Below are 17,499 nucleotides of genomic sequence, written 5' to 3' on the forward strand. Positions count from 1 at the left end.
AGAAACGAAAGCAGAAGAAATAGTAAAGCCTAAAGAAGAAGCGAAAGTAACAGAGAGAGTAAAAGTTAAGGAAGAAACGAAAGCAGAAGAAATAGTAAAGCCTAAAGAAGAAGCGAAAGTAACAGAGAGAGTAAAAGTTAAGGAAGAAACGAAAGCAGAAGAAATAGCAAAGCCTAAAGAAGAAGCGAAAGTAACAGAGAGAGTAAAAGTTAAGGAAGAAACGAAAGCAGAAGAAATAGCAAAGACCAAGGAAGAAGCAAAAGTAAACGAAATAGAAAAAGTAAAAGAAGAAGCGAAAGCGCAAGAAATAGCAAAGGCTAAGGAAGAAGCGAAAGCGCAAGAAATAGCAAAGGCTAAGGAAGAAGAAAAAGCGCAAGAAATAGCAAAGGCTAAGGAAGAAGAAAAAGCACAAGAAATAGCAAAGGCTAAGGAAGAAGAAAAAGCACAAGAAATAGCAAAGGCTAAGGAAGAAGAAAAAGCACAAGAAATAGCAAAGGCTAAGGAAGAAGAAAAAGCACGAGAAATAGAAAAAGCAAAAGAAGAAGAAAAAGCAAAAGCAAAAGCGCAGGAAATAGCAAAGGCTAAGGAAGAAGCGAAAGCACGAGAAATAGAAAAAGCAAAAGAAGAAGCAAAAGCAAAAGCGCAGGAAATAGCAAAGGCTAAGGAAGAAGCGAAAGCACGAGAAATAGAAAAAGCGAAAGAAGAAGCGAAAGCAAAAGAAGCAACAAAGACACAAGAAGTATCTAAAAATAACACACAGTCTGCTAAACGTGAATTAACGGTAGTAGCGACAGCATATACTGCTGATCCAAGTGAAAATGGTACATATGGTGGACGCGTTTTAACTGCGATGGGTCATGATTTAACGGCAAATCCTAATATGAGAATTATCGCAGTAGATCCGAAGGTAATCCCATTAGGATCTAAAGTATGGGTAGAAGGTTATGGAGAAGCTATTGCTGGTGATACTGGTAGTGCTATTAAAGGAAATCGTATTGATGTTTTAATGGGTTCAAAAAGTAAAGCTATGAACTGGGGAAGGCAAACTGTTAAAGTAAAAGTTTTATAATAATGGTTATCCAAATAGAAGTCAGTTCTCTTTATTGAGACTGGCTTTTATTTTTAACGAATATGAAAAATGAAGATATACCTACTGATGAAGATAGTTACTGGGAAGCTTTTGACTTATTCGGTTCGGAATATATATGTAGATTGTTAGGAGCGCCTTTATATGGTGATGTTCCAGAAGATTTAGGATGTCCAACTTGTTCGAAAGAGATGAAATATGTTGCTACAATTACACAAGATCTTGAAGAACGGGAACTTATTTCAGTAGTTGATTTCCAGTTTGGGGAAATGAATATATATTATTATGTATGTAAAGATTGTTCCGTTATGAAAACTGAAATTCAAGGAACATAAAAGAATAAGACTGACATAAAAAGTCAGTCTTATTTTTGATGTGTCACATCATTAAGAATCGCATGAAAGATGTCTTTTTGTATGAAATCATCTGTAAAAATAGTTTCTTTATCAACTTCAATTGTATCGTGAGGGTTATACCATTTACTTAATAAATCTTCACCAAACTCATGTCGTTTTTCTCTTGTATTATGTCGTCTAATGGTTTCCTCTAGTGATAAATCGAAGTAATATGTATGTGCGTCGTCAAAATAATGTATTAATTCTTTTAACATATCTCCATATCTACCGCTGTTTAGAATACCTTCTAAAATAACAAATTCACATTTTCCTTTTCCGTACTTCGTAATTTCAAATAGTAAATCATGAGATAAGTTACCCATTGTATCGTGAACTTTTAGCATATCTCTGCGCACAACGTCTTGTGAGACTAGAAGTGTTCCTTGCCCGAAATGCTCTTGCAGTTCTTTTGCGATAGTTGTCTTGCCGCTTGCGGAGTTTCCTCGAAGAATAATTAATGTTGATTTCAAAGTATCATCTCCAAATTGTTTTAGTTTTTTAGGTCCTGTTACAAAAGAACTTCATTATGGGAAACATTCTTTTAGTTAGTTAAATAATAGTTTATGATACTCAGTATAGGTTGAACAGGATAATTTCTTATTGTGGGATTATGCAAGTAAAGCTGTTTGACAAATTTACTATCCGCATATAGAAAAGTTATTATAAGAGTAACTAATAAGGAGGTGACCTATGTTATTCCAAAAGGGACAATTATTAGTTAGATACGTAATAAAAAACGATGCATCTATCATTTCAAAATGGCTAACAAACCCAGAAGTCCTACAGTATTACGAAGGACGAGATAATCCGCAATCTGTAGAAAAGGTGCTTGCCCATTTTATACATAATCCAAACAGTAATGAAAAAAGATGCTTAGTAGAATTTGATGAAATGCCAATCGGTTACATTCAAATGTATCCAGTTGATTCTGAATGGAAAGCGTTATATGGATATGAAGAATCACAAAATGTATGGGGCATGGACCAATTCATCGGTGAACCGATTTTTTGGGGAAAAGGAATTGGAACAAAACTTGTTCAAGCAGCAATTACATACATAATGGAGAACTTAGGAGCAGAAGCGATAGCGATGGATCCTAAAGTAAATAATGAACGTGCGATAAGCTGTTATGAAAAATGCGGGTTTAAAAAGGTGAAAGTACTAGAGAAACATGAACTGCATGAAGGGAAATTAGAAGATTGTTGGATGGTAGAATATAAACAATTATAATAAATATGCAGGGGCTTATAAAAATAAAGGGTAATTAACTGTTACGATTTATTTAATCAATTATAACTAAAGTTAATTAAATATAGCAGTAAGCCCTGCTAGTCAAGTGATTGGCTAGTAGTGAGGGTTAACTGCGGGCAATCCCTAAAGCTGATTGAACTACAACGTGGCTAGAAATGGTGAGCGTGAATGTTGCGAAAGCAGAAAAATCAATCAGATCGTGCAAGGTTAAATCCTAAACACTAGAACAATGGGTCTTCCGCATCGAATCATCTAAGTTAAAATTGATAAGATGAACGTTCAACGACTATCTCGTATAACTGACGAGAGTACATCACAAGCCTATGGTGATGGAAAAATCCTCTATCTCTAAAGAGATAAACATATAGTCTGCGCTCATGTGAAAACATGAGAAGTTCATAAGAGAACTGGCTAAGGACTTGCGCCCTTAGTTGAACGAGATAAATTTAATTAAATCTATCAAATCTCGTTGAATATACCGAACGTATGTGCTAAGGTAAATCCAATGAGGTGAGAATAATAATGAAATTTTTACGAGTTAGTCAAGTATCGGAATTAACAGGTTTGCATCCTAGTAGTCTTAGGAGAATGCACAAAAGCGGTGAATTAGTACCTGAAAAGGTGACTGCTGGTGGAACACGCTACTATTCAGAAGAACAAATCTTTCATTATCTAAAAGGGGAGCGCCCAAATAATCGCACAGTAATTGGCTATTGTAGAGTCAGTTCTTCGAGTCAAAAAAACGACCTAGAAAGACAAGTCGATAGAATGAAGCAATTATCTTATCGCGCGAGGTTATCAATTTGAAATTATCGAAGATATTGGTTCTGGAATCAACTATAAGAAAAAGGCTTTAACAAGTTAATTGAACGCATTGAGAACAATGAGGTTGAAAAAATTGTTGTCATGCACAAAGATAGACTTGTGCGGTTCGGTTATGAGTTGGTTGAAAAGATCTGTCAACTACATGGAACAGCGATTGAAGTAATTGACAATACTGCTAAAACAGAAGAACAGGAGGTCGTAGAAGACCTTGTTCAAATCATTACAGTATTTAGTTGTAAACTTCAAGGCAAGCGCTCTAAAAAGACCAAACAGATAATCAAGGAGTTGACTTCTGATGATATTGGCGAAGAAAGTCAGACTGATTCCAACGCCTGAACAAGAAAAAGTGCTTAGAAACCATGCTGGTGCTGCAAGATTCGCTTATAACTATTGTAAAAGAATGAGTGATAGATACTATAAGCTATTTGGAAAATCTGTTTCACAGTTAGCTTTACAGAAACGATTTACAAAGATCAAGCAGCGAAAGAGATATAAGTGGTTAAAAGATATCAATGCACAAGTTCCCAAACAGGCTTCAAAAGATTTTGACAAGGCGAGGAAACATTCGTTCGAAAAGTACAAAAATGGTTATCACACTTCTTATAAATCCAAAAAAGATTTAATCCAAGGATTTTATGCCAATTATGAAAGACTGATTATAGGAAAGAAAGTAGTTGATATTCAGTCCATTGGAGAAGTGAAAACAAGCCAGCAACTACCAAGAAACAAAAAACCATCAAATCCAAGAGTTACCTTTGATGGTCGTCACTGGTGGATTAGTGTAGGGTTCGGAGAATCCTTTGAAGCACAAGAATTAACCGATGAGTCGATTGGTGTGGATGTTGGTTTAAAAGAGTTGTTTGTAGCTTCTAATGGTACGAAAGAACGAAATATAAACAAAGATGCCAAGGTTAAAAAACTTTTGAAAAGGAAAAAGTCAGCGCAAAGAGATATGTCTAGGAGATTTACAAAAGGTGTGAAAATTCAATCCGCGGGATATGAAAAAGCAAAAACTGAACACCTGCGGTTGTCTAGGGAAATTAAGAATATCCGAAATAACCATATCCATCAAGCGACAGCTAAATTGGTGAAAACCAAACCAATGAGGATTGTTGTGGAAGACTTACCTATCTCAAACCTGTTAAAAAACAAAAAACTATCGAAAGCATTTTCATTTCAAAAATTAAATTTCTTCTTTCAATGTTTATCATACAAGTGCGATAAGTATGGCATTGAGTATGTAAAAGCTGATAAATGGTTCGCCTCAAGTAAGATTTGCTCATGTTGTGGCGTTAAATACGACCATTCAGTTCAACCAGAAGGACAGTGGAGTTTAAAAATACGTGAGTGGTGTTGTGTTGGGTGCAATAGCCATCACGAAAGGGATTTAAATGCTTCGATAAATTTATCAAGATGGGTAAAATAAATGCTTGATAATAGGAGGTAACGATACTGCCTCGTGTGGAGTGTTATACCCCTCGTCCCTTCGGGGTTGCGAGAACACGATGAAGCACTAACTTGTGTAAATTTGATTGAATTGTATAGATTTAGTTAAGTTTATCGTATCGGAGCTGTGTGAAATGAAAAAAGCATTAATAGTTATTGATGTGCAAGCGGGTATGTATACAGCAGGAATCCCAGTACATAATGGGGAAAAATTTTTAGAAACGTTGCAAGAGCTCATTGGGGAATGTCGTTCAAATGGTATTCCGGTTATTTATGTACAACATAACGGACCAAAAGATCATCCGTTAGAAAAAGGTACAGATGGCTGGAAAGTGCATGCGGCGATTGCTCCGCGAGAAGGGGAGCTTGTCGTTGAAAAGACGACTCCAGACTCATTCCATAAGACAAACTTAAACGAAGTGTTACGAGGAAAAGGGATTGAGCATGTTATTATTTCAGGAATGCAAACAGAGTACTGTGTTGATACGACAACGCGAAGAGCGTTTAGTGAAGGGTATAAAGTAACATTAGTAAGTGATGCACATAGTACATTTGACACAGATGTATTACGCGCTGAAGATATTGTAAAACATCATAATGTTGTATTTGGATCATTTGCAGATGTTATTACGTTAAAAGATTTAAAAGTAAAAGCGTAATTACAGAAGTTGCTGTCTCTTAATGGGGCAGCTTTTTTATTTGAAGATAGGCTATCAAACGTTGGCGATAAATCGATATTTCTTATCGAATCGTTGATATAATTTCATTCACCGTATTGATAGTACAAAAAACAAAAAGGAGCGCCACATCGTCAAAAATTCGACTGATGAGACAGCTACTTTTTTGCACCAGTAATTATGGCTTTATTTCTTCTTATCTTTATCCAACACATTCTGTTCTTCAGCAAACTCCGTGCCATATGCAAACCGGCGATTAATTCGAATGTTATCATTGCTGTGCCTTGTGTGGGAATTAGAAAAGCGATGGACGATTACTTCTGATAATGTAAAGACGATGGCAGAAAGGATACTGCCCCATGCAATTTGCATGTAGTTGTCTAATAAAATATTACCGAAAATCCAAACACTTAAATACGTAAGTAAGAAATCCGTCATAATGGCAGCGGAATTGCCAATTCGATTTAAAATAATTTTATCAACAAACATATAAGAAACGATTGTGACGAAGAGACTAAAAGAAATGATTTGGACGAGCGTTGCTGGGAAAAATAGAGCTAGTCCGATACTAAAAGCGATGATGCATGATATAAATTTGATAAGTATTACAGTAATATCACTCAATATTTACACCTCCCATTTATACATAGTTTTACAATAAATTCAGGAGTTCATACATTGGAACGGTTTAATTTATATAAAACTTTATCATGCTGGAATTTTATCTAAATATTAAAAAAACAATTAAAAAATGTTATAGTGAAATGAGAGCGTATGACATTTTTAGGTAAGGGGGAATCCGGGATGTGGATAACTTCAGAAGTAGAAATTCCAGATGAGTTAATCGATCACCTTGAACAAGGTAAGTTAGTATTATTCGTTGGAGCAGGAGTTTCTATGAAGGGAAAATCAAACTTACCGAATTTCGATGATTTAGTTGATGAAATTTCGAAAGCTTTATATGTCGAAAGGCGTGAGATGACAGAACCCCACGATTATTATCTCGGTAAAATTGCGAAAACGAAAGATGTGCATCAAGTTGCAAGAGACCTCGTTAATATAGAAAAATCAAAACCAAATCCATTACACTATGCGATTCCAAGGCTGTTTCCGTTAGATACGGATGTTCGAATTGTAACGACAAACTTTGATCAACATTTTACGTCTGTAATTACAGAAATGAATAGAGAGCTGAATATTTATTATGCACCTGCTTTACCGACAGGGAGAGCGTTTAAAGGGTTGGCTTACATACATGGGAATGTAGAACAAGAGAAAGAAGCTTTAATTTTAACGGATGGTGATTTTGGAAGGGCTTACTTAACAGAAGGATGGGCGAGACGATTTTTAGTTGATTTATTCTCAAATTACACTGTTTTATTCGTTGGGTATAGTCATAATGATCCTGTAATGAAATATTTAGCAACAGGCTTACCACCGAGTACAAGGCGTTATGCTTTCGTCGCACAAGGTGATAATACATATCATTGGGAGCATTTAGGGATAAGACCGATTGTGTATCCGAATAAAGCAAATAATCATCAGGCGCTTGTGAAAGCGGTGAAGCGGTGGGCGGAATTAATGGGGGATAATTATATTACGAAAAGAATGCGTATTCGTGATATTGTAACGGTTCCTCCATCAGTAGAGCAGGAGCAATTATCCTATATAAAACAGTCAATAAAAAAAATTGAAACCGTTCGGTACTTCGTTGAATTTGCTCGTGATTATGAATGGGTGGAATGGCTTGAAGCAGAAGGGAAACTAAGAAATTTATTTCTGCTTACAGCAAATTATGATGAAGTAGATGAATTGCTTGCGGAATGGTTGGTGGAGCAATTTCTATTTAGTCATCAAAAAGAACTATTTCAATTGATTTTTAAAAATCATTCTAAAATATCCCCGTTATGGTGGCGAACAATTTGTACTTACTTAAACGAAACGAAAGAAACGATGGACCCTTTGTTGTTTGCAAGATGGACATTGCTTTTATTAGAAACAGCAGAGAAAGATAGTAGCTCTATTGAAATGATCACATATTTATTGCAAAAATGTTCTTTCCCTGAGCATAAAGAAATTGGCTTGTTGCTATTAACGTTTATTTTAGATGGAAAACTAAAATTGAAGCGTGTAAGAAGATGGGGAAATGATACGCAAGAGTCGATTGAACTCGAGGAGTCGAGTCGTATACCGATGCCTATTTTTTCTCATGTGGAGCGAATTTGGAAAGAGAAAATGAGGCCACATATCGCTTATTACGCAAATCCGATTATGGTTACGGGGTTAGAAAAGATACAACTATTGTCATTAAGACAAAATGCACTGAAAAGAAGAGATAGAGAAATTTCAGAGCAGGAGTTACAGCAAAATGATTTTACATTTTTAATTCAAATTGTAAAAGAGTGTCTTACATATTTATGTGAAAGCAATGAGAAAAAAGCAAATCATTATATTACAGAAATGATAGAAACTGATAGTGTACTTCAAAAGCGAATTGCAATTGAAGCAATGATTAATAATGTATTCGTTACAGCGGATGACAAACTGAAGTGGTTGTTACATGTAGATGTTCTGTTAGATTTCACATGTAAACATGAAGTGTTTCAACTTTTAAAGAATTATTACGCAGATGCTTTAGAGGAAACGAAAGAAGAAGTAATTCAACATGTATTAGAGTATCTTGCAGAAGAGAGGGCGTTTGATGCTTGTCTTGTATTAGACTTACTATTCACGTGTGATTCGAATAGTAAGTGTACGGCGGAAGGATACGAGCTAATGAAACAGAAACACCCCCATTTTTCTTCAGATCTATACAGTGTTCCAAAGAAAGAGGCAAATGAACAACGTATTACATGCAATGTAACAGCTGATGGATTACTGCAGCTGAAAGACGATGAAATAATGGAGCAAGTTCGGCAATTTTCAAGAGACGGTGTTTTTGAACAACGCCATTTTTTAGAGATGTTATCAAAAGCGTGTAAATTGAATGTAGAGTGGAGTATTTCGTTTGCTTATCAACTAGTAGGCGTGCACGAAATTAGTAATGAAGTATGGTTTGTATGTATTAGAGAGTGGCGAAATAACCGGAATTTGGCGAATGAACAAATTCAAAAAATCATTCCGTTATTGCAGAAATTTATTAGAAATACTGCTTTTCATTGGTTAATTAGTAGTTTTCTATATGAAATTAGTAATCGATTAGAAGAGTTAGATGAAAATAGTATAAGGATTGTAAAACGCTTTGCTTTTTCTGTACTTCCACAAGTTATGAGAGGGGAATCGGATTTTAAGATTGGAAAACAAGAGTTTTACAATGAATCTATTCAGCATCCTGTTGGGAAGATGACTGCTGTATTACTAAAACTGCTAGCATATGATCATTTATACGATCGCAACGTGTATGAATATTTATTTTTATTTGAGGAGCAGGTAAGGGTTACTTCGGAAAGAACGAACTTCATGTTTGTGCGTTTAACAGCAGATATTACGTTTTTATACCATATTGAGAAGCAATGGTGTCGGAAAAATGTACTACCTTACTTAGATTTAAAGAAAGAAAGTGAGCTTACGAAATATGCGTGGGCAGGATTATGTTATACGCAAATTAATGTACCTTTGTTTACAGAAATAAGGCGATATATTAAGTATGCGGTAGAACATTTAGATGCACTACATCCATATACGAGAGAAGCATTTTTAAAATGGCTTAGCTTTGTATTTATTAAATGCGTATTATATTGGGAGCAAAAAACAGATTGGTTATATCCACTTTTGATGCAAGAAAACGAAGAGAATAAAATTAAATTTATTCAGTATTTATGCTACTACGTAAAAACGTTAAGTGGTAAGGAACAACAAAAATTTTGGACAGCGTGGCTTAGTGTGTTTTTAAGAGAACGTCCGAAAATGGGCGTAATAACAACGAGAGAATATATGATGCTTTTACGTATTGTTTTATGCATGGATGAGGTTTTAGAAAAAGGATTAAATATTATTTCTAGTAAAGTTCAAGGTGTGGAAGGACAATCTAATCAAGAAGAAATGAAACAGTTGTTTATAGAGATACTTGAAAAGAAAGAGCGTATGAAAGCGTATAAAGAATTGTATGCAAATGTGTTTTTCACTTTACTTCAGACGTGTCAAGAAGCTGATTTACTTGAAAGTGAGATCATACAAATAAAAGAACTATTAACCAGGTATGAAGTAGAAAGACATGTATTAAATTTAATAGAAAATGAAATAATTCGCATCGGAATCGTAACGGAGAATTTACAAGAGGAATCATAGGGCAGAAGTGGAATTTTAAAAAAATATATAAAAAGCTATTGACAGTGTTTTGAAAAGCGTTCTATAATACGAATCATACTTATTCAATTTCAAAAACATTTGAATAAACAAAGTGCAATGAAGAGATCACAGTAGTGGTTAGTCTTACTGTAACAGAGAGCTGGTGGTTGGTGTGAACCAGTACAGGGATAATCATGAATTACAGTCTTGGAGCATCTTTTTCGTAGTAAAGATAGTATTGTCTTTATGAAGGGAAAGCGGTCAAATGATCGTTAACAGTGAAGAGAGGTAGACGGAAAGTTAGTCTACAACTAGGGTGGTACCGCGATAAATATCGTCCCTACTGATTTATTCAGTAGGGACTTTTTGTATTTTAGTGGTCCGACTTGAAAATAAAATAGTCATGCATTGAAAGGAAAAGCAGTAGTTGTTGTTTCCCTGTAACAGAGAGCTGGTGGTTGGTGTGAACCAGTACAAAAACAAGAGCGAATTACATTCCTGGAGCATCTTTTTCGTAGTAAAGATAGTTATTGTCTTTATGAAGGGAAAGACGGTCAGATGATCGTTAACAATGAAGAGAGGTAGACGAAATAAGTCTACAACTAGGGTGGTACCGCGATAAATATCGTCCCTACTGATTGAATCAGTAGGGCTTTTTTGTACAAAAAAGTGGCTTATTAACTAGTAGTTAGTGTCTTTATGGTAATTATTAGTTTAAAATAAGAAGAGGTATCGATTCCACTTTAAATTTGTATAATTAACCAGTTCAGAAAATAGAGAATTTTTTATTCTCTTACTATACTTTTAAAACATTAGAGGAGGATTTCCAAATGGCAAATCACGAATTAGATCAATTACGTAAACAGGTAGATGAAATTAACTTACAACTATTACACCTATTAAACAAACGCGGTGAAATCGTTCAAAAAATTGGAGAGCAAAAACAAGTACAAGGTACGAAACGCTTTGATCCAGTACGTGAGCGTGAAGTGCTTGATATGCTTGCAGAGCATAACGAAGGACCATTCGAAACGTCAACGATTCAACATATTTTCAAAACGATTTTCAAAGCTAGCTTAGAATTGCAAGAAGATGATAACCGTAAAGCATTACTAGTTTCACGTAAAAAGAAAAAAGAAAATACAATTGTTAATGTTAAAGGTGAATTGATTGGAAACGGAACACAAACGTTCATCATGGGACCTTGTGCGGTAGAAAGTTTAGAGCAAGTTCGCCAAGTAGGGCAAGCTATGAAAGACCAAGGACTTAAATTAATGCGCGGCGGTGCCTTCAAACCGAGAACATCTCCATACGATTTCCAAGGTTTAGGAGTAGAAGGTTTACAAATTTTACGACAAGTAGCAGATGAGTTCGACTTAGCGATTATTAGTGAAATTTTAAATCCGAATGACGTAGAAATGGCGCTAGAATACGTTGATGTAATTCAAGTTGGAGCACGTAACATGCAAAACTTCGATTTACTACGAGCTGTAGGTAAAGTTAACAAGCCAGTATTACTAAAACGTGGGTTAGCAGCAACAATTGATGAGTTCATTAATGCAGCGGAATACATTATTGCACAAGGTAATGACCAAATTATTCTTTGTGAGCGCGGTATTCGCACATACGAGAGAGCGACACGTAACACATTAGATATTTCAGCAGTACCGATTTTAAAGAAAGAAACACATTTACCAGTTATCGTTGACGTAACACATTCAACAGGACGTAGAGATTTATTATTACCAACAGCGAAAGCGGCACTTGCAATTGGAGCAGATGCAGTAATGGCGGAAGTACATCCAGACCCAGCAGTTGCGTTATCAGATTCTGCGCAACAAATGGATATTCCAGAATTCCATAGATTCATGGATGAGTTAAAAGGTTTCAAAAATAAATTATCTTAATTCCATATCATAAATGCGCTGAAGAGGAAACAGTAGTGCTTATCTCACTGTTAAAGAGAGCTGATGGCCGGTGTGAATCAGTACAAAGGTAAGCATGAATTACAGCCTTGGAGCATCTTTCCCGCCAACTTTTGGAGAGAAAGACGGTCAAACGATCGTTAAAGAAGAAGAGAGGTAGACGAAAGAAGTCTACAACTAGGGTGGTACCGCGATAAACATCGTCCCTACTGAGCGCTCAGTAGGGACTTTTTTGTACAAAAAAATAGTAAAGGGGCAAGAGAAATGAGATATATTACAGCTGGAGAATCACATGGGCCGCAGTTAACAGTTATTTTAGAAGGTGTACCAGCAGGTTTAACATTAACAGCGGAACATATTAATAAAGAATTATTAAGAAGACAAAAAGGGCATGGGCGCGGAAGACGCATGCAAATTGAAACAGATACAGTTGAAATTGCAAGTGGTGTACGTCACGGAATGACACTTGGTTCACCAATTACGTTAATCGTAAAAAATGATGATTTCAAACATTGGACGAAAGTAATGGGTGCTGAACCAATTTCGGAGCAAGAAAGTAAAGAAATGAAACGTACTATAACGAAACCACGTCCAGGACATGCGGATTTAAACGGAGCAATTAAATACGGCCATCGTGATATAAGAAACGTATTAGAGCGCTCTTCTGCAAGAGAAACGACAGTTCGTGTTGCTGCTGGTGCAGTTGCGAAACAAATTTTGAAAGAATTAGGCGTAGAAATTGCAGGGCATGTTCTTGAAATTGGTGGGGTACAAGCGAAGCGTATTTCAAACTTACCAATTGAAGAAATTCAAACGATAACTGAAAATTCACCAGTTCGATGTTTAGATAAAGAAGTAGAACAAGAGATGATGAATGCGATTGATGATGCGAAAAGTAGCGGAGATTCTATAGGCGGTATTGTCGAAGTCATTGCAGAAGGAATGCCAATTGGAGTTGGTAGCTACGTTCATTACGACCGCAAATTAGATGCAAAACTTGCCGGTGCTATTATGAGCGTGAATGCGTTTAAAGGTGCTGAGATCGGAATTGGTTTTGAAGCGGCAAGACAGCCGGGAAGTAAAGTGCACGATGAAATTTTATGGGATGAAGAAAAAGGATACACGAGAAATACGAATAATGCCGGCGGTTTAGAAGGCGGTATGACAACAGGTATGCCAATTGTCGTAAGAGGCGTAATGAAGCCAATTCCTACATTATATAAACCGTTAGCAAGCGTAGATATTGATACGAAAGAAGCGTTCCAAGCGAGTATTGAGAGATCTGATAGCTGTGCAGTACCAGCAGCAGGTGTTGTAGCTGAAGCTGTCGTTGCATGGGAACTTGCCGGTGCACTAGTCGAGCAATTCGGAAAAGATCGCATGGAATTACTAAAACAAAATATTTCGCAACATAACAAATACGCAAAAGAATTTTAATGAAAAGGTGGATTTAACATGCGAGTAAAAGATCAACTATCATCATTACAACCGTATAAACCAGGTAAATCACCAGAGCAAATGAAAGAAGTATACGGGAATCATTCATTTGTTAAGTTAGCATCAAATGAAAATCCATTTGGCTGTTCACCTCGTGTTTTAGGAGAATTACAAAAATCGTGGCAGGAACATGCTTTATATCCTGACGGAGGTGCTGAAGTACTCCGTCAAACAATTGCAGAGAAATTACAAGTGCAAATGGAACAAGTGCTTTGTGGTAGTGGACTTGATGAAGTCATTCAGATTATAAGTCGTGCAGTGCTCTGTAAAGGAGATAATATCGTAACTGCCGGCGCGACATTCCCTCAGTACCGTCATCATGCAATTATTGAAGGCTGTGAAGTGAAAGAAATTGCTTTAAAGAACGGTGTATATGATCTAGATGAAATTTCTTCAGCAGTTGATGAACATACAAAAATCGTATGGATTTGTAATCCGAACAACCCGACAGGCACATATGTGAATGAGCGAAAATTGACTCAATTCATTGAAAGCATTAGTGAAAATACGTTAATTGTCATTGATGAAGCGTACTATGAATACGTAACAGCAAAAGATTTCCCTGAGACATTGCCGCTTCTAGAAAAACATAACAACATTCTTGTACTTAGAACGTTTTCTAAAGCGTACGGATTAGCTTCTTTCCGCGTTGGTTATGCGATTGGACAGGAAGAGTTAATCGAGAAATTAAATGTCGTACGTTTGCCATTTAACGTATCTTCATTAGCGCAAAAAGCAGCGACGATTGCTTTTAACGATGAAGCGTTTATTGAAGAAATAGTTCGTGTTAATACAGAAGGATTACAACAATACGAGAGTTTTTGTACGGAAAATGAAATTCCATTTTATCCTTCGCAAACGAACTTTATCTTCTTGCCGGTAGATGATGCTGGGGAAATTTATGAAGCTTGTGCGCATGCAGGGTTTATTATTCGTCCGTTCCCAAATGGTGTCCGTATTACAATCGGAACTAGGGAACAAAATGAAGGAGTGATTTCAGTGTTAAAACAACACTTTGAAAATAAAAAAGGTAAGTCTCGAGATGAGGCAAATGTGTAAAAAGGTAGTATTAATCGGTACTGGATTAATAGGAGGCTCACTTGCATTAGCGATTAAAAAAGAGCACGATGTAACGATTATCGGTTATGACATATTTAAAGAGCAAGTAGAGCGCGCAAAAGAATTACATGTAGTTGATGAAGTAGCAGTAGATTTGCAGCGTGCATGTGAGGAGGCAAATTTAATTGTATTTGCCTCTCCAGTTGAAGAAACGAAAAAGTTGTTACACAAACTTGCATCATTTCATTTACGAGAAGATGTTATAGTGACCGATGTTGGTAGTACAAAAGGAACGATTATGAACGAAGCGGAAGCTTTATTTTCAAAGGAAGTTTCTTTTATTGGTGGACATCCAATGGCAGGTTCTCATAAAACTGGAGTTGAAAGTGCAAAAGCACACCTTTTTGAAAACGCATTTTACATTTTAACGCCAATGAATCACGTACAGGCGGATCAAGTAGACGAGCTAAAAGAATGGTTAAAAGGAACAGGCTCTCATTTTCTTGTATTAAATACAAAAGAACATGATTATATAACAGGAATAGTTAGTCATTTTCCGCACCTAATTGCAGCAGGATTAGTAAAACAAGTTGAGAAACATGCTGGTGATAATCCGCTTATTCATCAACTAGCGGCAGGCGGATTTAAAGATATAACACGTATTGCATCAAGTAGTCCGAAAATGTGGAGTGATATCGTAAAGCAAAATCGCGGGCATTTATTGGAACTATTAGAAGAATGGATTTCAGAAATGGAAGAGCTATATAAGACGGTTTCTAAAGGAGATGCAGGAGAAATACAAAGTTATTTTGCAGATGCGAAAGAATATCGTGACTCTTTACCAATTCGAAAAAGAGGGGCGATTCCTGCCTATCACGACTTATACGTCGACGTTTTAGATAAAGTAGGGGCATTAGCCCATATCACAAGCATTCTAGCAGAAGAAGAAATTAGTATTACGAACTTGCAAATATTAGAAGCGCGAGAAGGATTGCTCGGAGTTTTACGAATTAGTTTCCAAAGAGAAGAGGATCGAACGCAGGCAAAAATTGCGCTCGGAAAAGAAGAATACCAAACGTATGAAACAATTTAATGAGGAGGGTGACAACGTGAAAGAAAAAAGAGTACAAACTGTAAATAACGGATTGAATGGCACAATTACAATCCCTGGAGATAAATCAATTTCCCATCGCGCTGTCATGTTTGGCGCAATCGCGGAAGGTAAAACAACAATTAAAGGATTTCTTCCTGGTGCGGATTGTTTAAGTACTATTTCTTGTTTTAAAGAAATGGGAGTAGAGATTACACAAAATAGAGACGAAGTTACGGTAATTGGAACAGGATTAGAAGGTTTACAAGAGCCAAAAGCTGTATTAGATGTTGGTAATTCTGGTACAACGATTCGATTAATGTCAGGAATACTTGCAAACACACCATTCTTTTCTTGCGTGCAAGGTGATGCTTCAATTGCGAAGAGACCGATGCAACGTGTAACAAATCCACTAAAGCAAATGGGTGCAAAAATTGATGGCCGAAAAGAAGGAACGTTTACGCCGCTCACAATACGAGGCGGGAATTTAAAGGCGATTGAATATACTTCACCGGTAGCAAGTGCGCAAGTGAAATCAGCTATTTTACTTGCAGGCCTTCGCGCAGAAGGTGTAACAACTGTTACAGAACCTCATATTTCCCGCGATCATACAGAAAGAATGCTTGAGGCGTTTGGCGTTACAGTAACTCGCGTGGGGAAAACAGTGAAACTAGCAGGAGGACAGAAGTTAACCGCAACAGATGTTCAAGTGCCAGGTGATGTATCATCAGCGGCATTTTTCTTAGTAGCAGGTGCAATTATTCCAAATAGTAAACTACTATTACAAAATGTGGGAATGAATCCGACTCGTACAGGTATTATTGATGTTCTTGAGAAAATGGGCGCTACGTTTACTGTAGAGCAGATTAACGAAGGAGCATCAGAACCTGCTGCAAATATTACAATTGAAACATCGCCGCTGAAAGGAATCGAAATCGGTGGAAATATCATTCCACGACTGATTGATGAAATCCCAATTATCGCTTTAGCGGCAACACAAGCAGATGGAATTACAGTCATTAAAGATGCACACGAGCTAAAAGTGAAAGAAACGAATCGTATCGATACAGTCGTTGCTGAACTAACGAAACTAGGAGCTCGTATTGAAGCGACCGACGACGGAATGATTATTTACGGTAAATGTAAGCTAAAAGGAAATACAGTACATAGTCACGGTGATCACCGCATTGGAATGATGCTTGCGATTGCCGGCTGTATAGCTGAAGGAGAAACAACGATTGAAGATGCAGAAGCAGTAGGTGTATCGTATCCTACATTTTTTGAAGAACTGCAAATGTTAGCTAAATAAAGTGATGAGAAGCAGATATGCAATGTATCTGCTTTTTTATGTTGGCTTTTTTCGTAAATAATGTTGCTTTATTGCGTAAGAATTTTATCCTTATTGATTTTATGAGATTTTTACGCATAATTGTAACTAAGGGAGAGGATTCCAAGTTGAGTAAACAGAATATCAGCACAACAGTTTCAGGGGATTTAATTGTTACCCATCTAATTGGCAAGATTAATACAGCTGATGTTTATGAATGGTTTAATGGCTTCGAGCAGGTTTGTCAGCAATTCATTTCCGAGGGGCGGAAATACAAATTGTTGGTGGATAGAAAGGGATACACGCCAGATCATTTTTCTGTTCAAAAAGCATGGAAAGATAAGTTCTTCAATGAAACCATTTTGAATCACAGTAAGGCAATTGCGTTTCTCCTTGAAGAAGGGGAGATAATGAATTATTTACAACAATCCAATACGAAAGAATCCGTAAAATTTTTCGACGATTATGAACAAGCATTAATTTGGTTGAATGAATATCCAATATAAAACCTTTATTGAACCAGTTTCTCACAATCAACTGGTTTTTTTTATGCCCGTAATGTTGCCGTTGTCATAAGTTTCATCACTTTCAATGGTACCTCCTAGCTTCGCAAACCCAAGAGAACGCAAGGTG

Annotated in this window: 13 protein-coding genes, 2 pseudogenes and 3 other annotated features; of the genes and pseudogenes, 13 read left to right on the plus strand and 2 right to left on the minus strand. The window is 36.5% G+C overall.

Features of this window, described 5'->3' with window-relative positions:
* On the plus strand, positions 1 to 1,069 hold a 1,069-nt coding region (locus ABH959_RS10345), incomplete at its 5' end, for a 3D domain-containing protein (RefSeq protein ID WP_404492550.1).
* 53 nt (positions 1,070 to 1,122) lie between these two features.
* Positions 1,123 to 1,422, plus strand: a pseudogene (locus ABH959_RS10350) (hypothetical protein); the annotation flags it as partial.
* A gap of 29 nt (positions 1,423 to 1,451) precedes the next feature.
* Here the strand turns inward: ABH959_RS10350 and ABH959_RS10355 are convergent.
* Positions 1,452 to 1,952, minus strand: a complete 501-nt coding sequence (locus ABH959_RS10355; protein ID WP_002142252.1) for a kinase — start codon at positions 1,950 to 1,952, stop codon at positions 1,452 to 1,454.
* Positions 1,953 to 2,172: 220 nt separating this feature from the next.
* On the opposite strand from ABH959_RS10355, the gene ABH959_RS10360 reads away from it, so the two are divergent.
* The 4 genes and pseudogenes from ABH959_RS10360 (at position 2,173) to ABH959_RS10375 (ending at position 5,663) form a co-directional block, all read left to right on the plus strand.
* Positions 2,173 to 2,712: a GNAT family N-acetyltransferase gene (locus tag ABH959_RS10360; RefSeq protein ID WP_404492551.1), complete on the plus strand. Its 540-nt coding sequence runs from the start codon at positions 2,173 to 2,175 to the stop codon at positions 2,710 to 2,712.
* Between the two features lie 543 nt (positions 2,713 to 3,255).
* Positions 3,256 to 3,894 (plus strand): annotated as a pseudogene (locus ABH959_RS10365) (IS607 family transposase).
* Positions 3,854 to 4,984 (plus strand): RNA-guided endonuclease InsQ/TnpB family protein, encoded by a 1,131-nt coding sequence (locus ABH959_RS10370; protein ID WP_404492552.1) that lies wholly within the window; start codon positions 3,854 to 3,856, stop codon positions 4,982 to 4,984. The pseudogene ABH959_RS10365 and the gene ABH959_RS10370 overlap by 41 nt, the downstream one beginning before the upstream one ends.
* Positions 4,985 to 5,138: 154 nt before the next feature.
* A complete protein-coding gene (locus ABH959_RS10375; protein WP_404492553.1) occupies positions 5,139 to 5,663 on the plus strand; it encodes a cysteine hydrolase family protein in 525 nt (174 codons plus the stop codon).
* Between the two features lie 204 nt (positions 5,664 to 5,867).
* Here ABH959_RS10375 and ABH959_RS10380 read toward each other — a convergent pair whose 3' ends face one another.
* Entirely contained in the window at positions 5,868 to 6,305 is a 438-nt protein-coding gene (locus ABH959_RS10380) for a YndM family protein (protein WP_002032800.1), read from the minus strand.
* Positions 6,306 to 6,455: 150 nt separating this feature from the next.
* Between ABH959_RS10380 and ABH959_RS10385 the strand changes: the two genes are divergently transcribed.
* The 7 genes from ABH959_RS10385 (at position 6,456) to ABH959_RS10415 (ending at position 17,372) form a co-directional block, all read left to right on the plus strand.
* The gene (locus tag ABH959_RS10385; protein ID WP_404492554.1) at positions 6,456 to 9,968 is read left to right on the plus strand and encodes a DUF4020 domain-containing protein; all 3,513 of its coding nucleotides are present in this window, start codon (positions 6,456 to 6,458) and stop codon (positions 9,966 to 9,968) included.
* 108 nt (positions 9,969 to 10,076) lie between these two features.
* Positions 10,077 to 10,313 (plus strand) — a binding site (T-box leader).
* Positions 10,314 to 10,367: 54 nt separating this feature from the next.
* Positions 10,368 to 10,604, plus strand: a binding site (T-box leader).
* Positions 10,605 to 10,798: 194 nt separating this feature from the next.
* A complete protein-coding gene (locus tag ABH959_RS10390) occupies positions 10,799 to 11,875 on the plus strand; it encodes a bifunctional 3-deoxy-7-phosphoheptulonate synthase/chorismate mutase (protein WP_002013433.1) in 1,077 nt (358 codons plus the stop codon).
* A gap of 9 nt (positions 11,876 to 11,884) precedes the next feature.
* Positions 11,885 to 12,104: a binding site (T-box leader), on the plus strand.
* 53 nt (positions 12,105 to 12,157) lie between these two features.
* On the plus strand, positions 12,158 to 13,330 hold the full coding sequence (gene aroC, locus ABH959_RS10395; RefSeq protein WP_002013434.1) for a chorismate synthase: 1,173 nt from the start codon (positions 12,158 to 12,160) through the stop codon (positions 13,328 to 13,330).
* Positions 13,331 to 13,348: 18 nt separating this feature from the next.
* Positions 13,349 to 14,449: a histidinol-phosphate transaminase gene (gene hisC / locus ABH959_RS10400; RefSeq protein ID WP_002066031.1), complete on the plus strand. Its 1,101-nt coding sequence runs from the start codon at positions 13,349 to 13,351 to the stop codon at positions 14,447 to 14,449.
* Complete coding sequence (gene tyrA / locus ABH959_RS10405; RefSeq protein ID WP_113937543.1) at positions 14,442 to 15,542, plus strand: prephenate dehydrogenase; 1,101 nt, start codon at positions 14,442 to 14,444, stop codon at positions 15,540 to 15,542. Before hisC ends, tyrA begins: the two co-directional genes overlap by 8 nt.
* A gap of 16 nt (positions 15,543 to 15,558) precedes the next feature.
* Positions 15,559 to 16,848, plus strand: coding sequence for a 3-phosphoshikimate 1-carboxyvinyltransferase (gene aroA, locus ABH959_RS10410; RefSeq protein WP_113937542.1), 1,290 nt, complete (start codon positions 15,559 to 15,561; stop codon positions 16,846 to 16,848).
* Between the two features lie 17 nt (positions 16,849 to 16,865).
* Positions 16,866 to 17,372, plus strand: a complete 507-nt coding sequence (locus ABH959_RS10415) for a SpoIIAA family protein (protein WP_113937541.1) — start codon at positions 16,866 to 16,868, stop codon at positions 17,370 to 17,372.
* The last annotated feature ends 127 nt before the right edge of the window (positions 17,373 to 17,499 follow it).

It is taken from the genome of Bacillus sp. RC51 (genome assembly GCF_044908115.1).
Classification (GTDB): Bacteria; Bacillota; Bacilli; order Bacillales; family Bacillaceae_G; genus Bacillus_A; species Bacillus_A mycoides.

What these genes read in the sequence shown, in the direction of transcription:
- tyrA (WP_113937543.1), top strand. Translation starts at nt 14,442, where the DNA reads ATGTGTAAAAAGGTAGTATTAATCGGTACTGGATTAATAGGAGGCTCA.
- ABH959_RS10415 (WP_113937541.1), top strand. Translation starts at nt 16,866, where the DNA reads ATGCAATGTATCTGCTTTTTTATGTTGGCTTTTTTCGTAAATAATGTT.
- hisC (WP_002066031.1), top strand. Translation starts at nt 13,349, where the DNA reads ATGCGAGTAAAAGATCAACTATCATCATTACAACCGTATAAACCAGGT.
- ABH959_RS10390 (WP_002013433.1), top strand. Translation starts at nt 10,799, where the DNA reads ATGGCAAATCACGAATTAGATCAATTACGTAAACAGGTAGATGAAATT.
- ABH959_RS10370 (WP_404492552.1), top strand. Translation starts at nt 3,854, where the DNA reads ATGATATTGGCGAAGAAAGTCAGACTGATTCCAACGCCTGAACAAGAA.
- ABH959_RS10375 (WP_404492553.1), top strand. Translation starts at nt 5,139, where the DNA reads ATGAAAAAAGCATTAATAGTTATTGATGTGCAAGCGGGTATGTATACA.
- ABH959_RS10385 (WP_404492554.1), top strand. Translation starts at nt 6,456, where the DNA reads ATGACATTTTTAGGTAAGGGGGAATCCGGGATGTGGATAACTTCAGAA.
- aroC (WP_002013434.1), top strand. Translation starts at nt 12,158, where the DNA reads ATGAGATATATTACAGCTGGAGAATCACATGGGCCGCAGTTAACAGTT.
- ABH959_RS10360 (WP_404492551.1), top strand. Translation starts at nt 2,173, where the DNA reads ATGTTATTCCAAAAGGGACAATTATTAGTTAGATACGTAATAAAAAAC.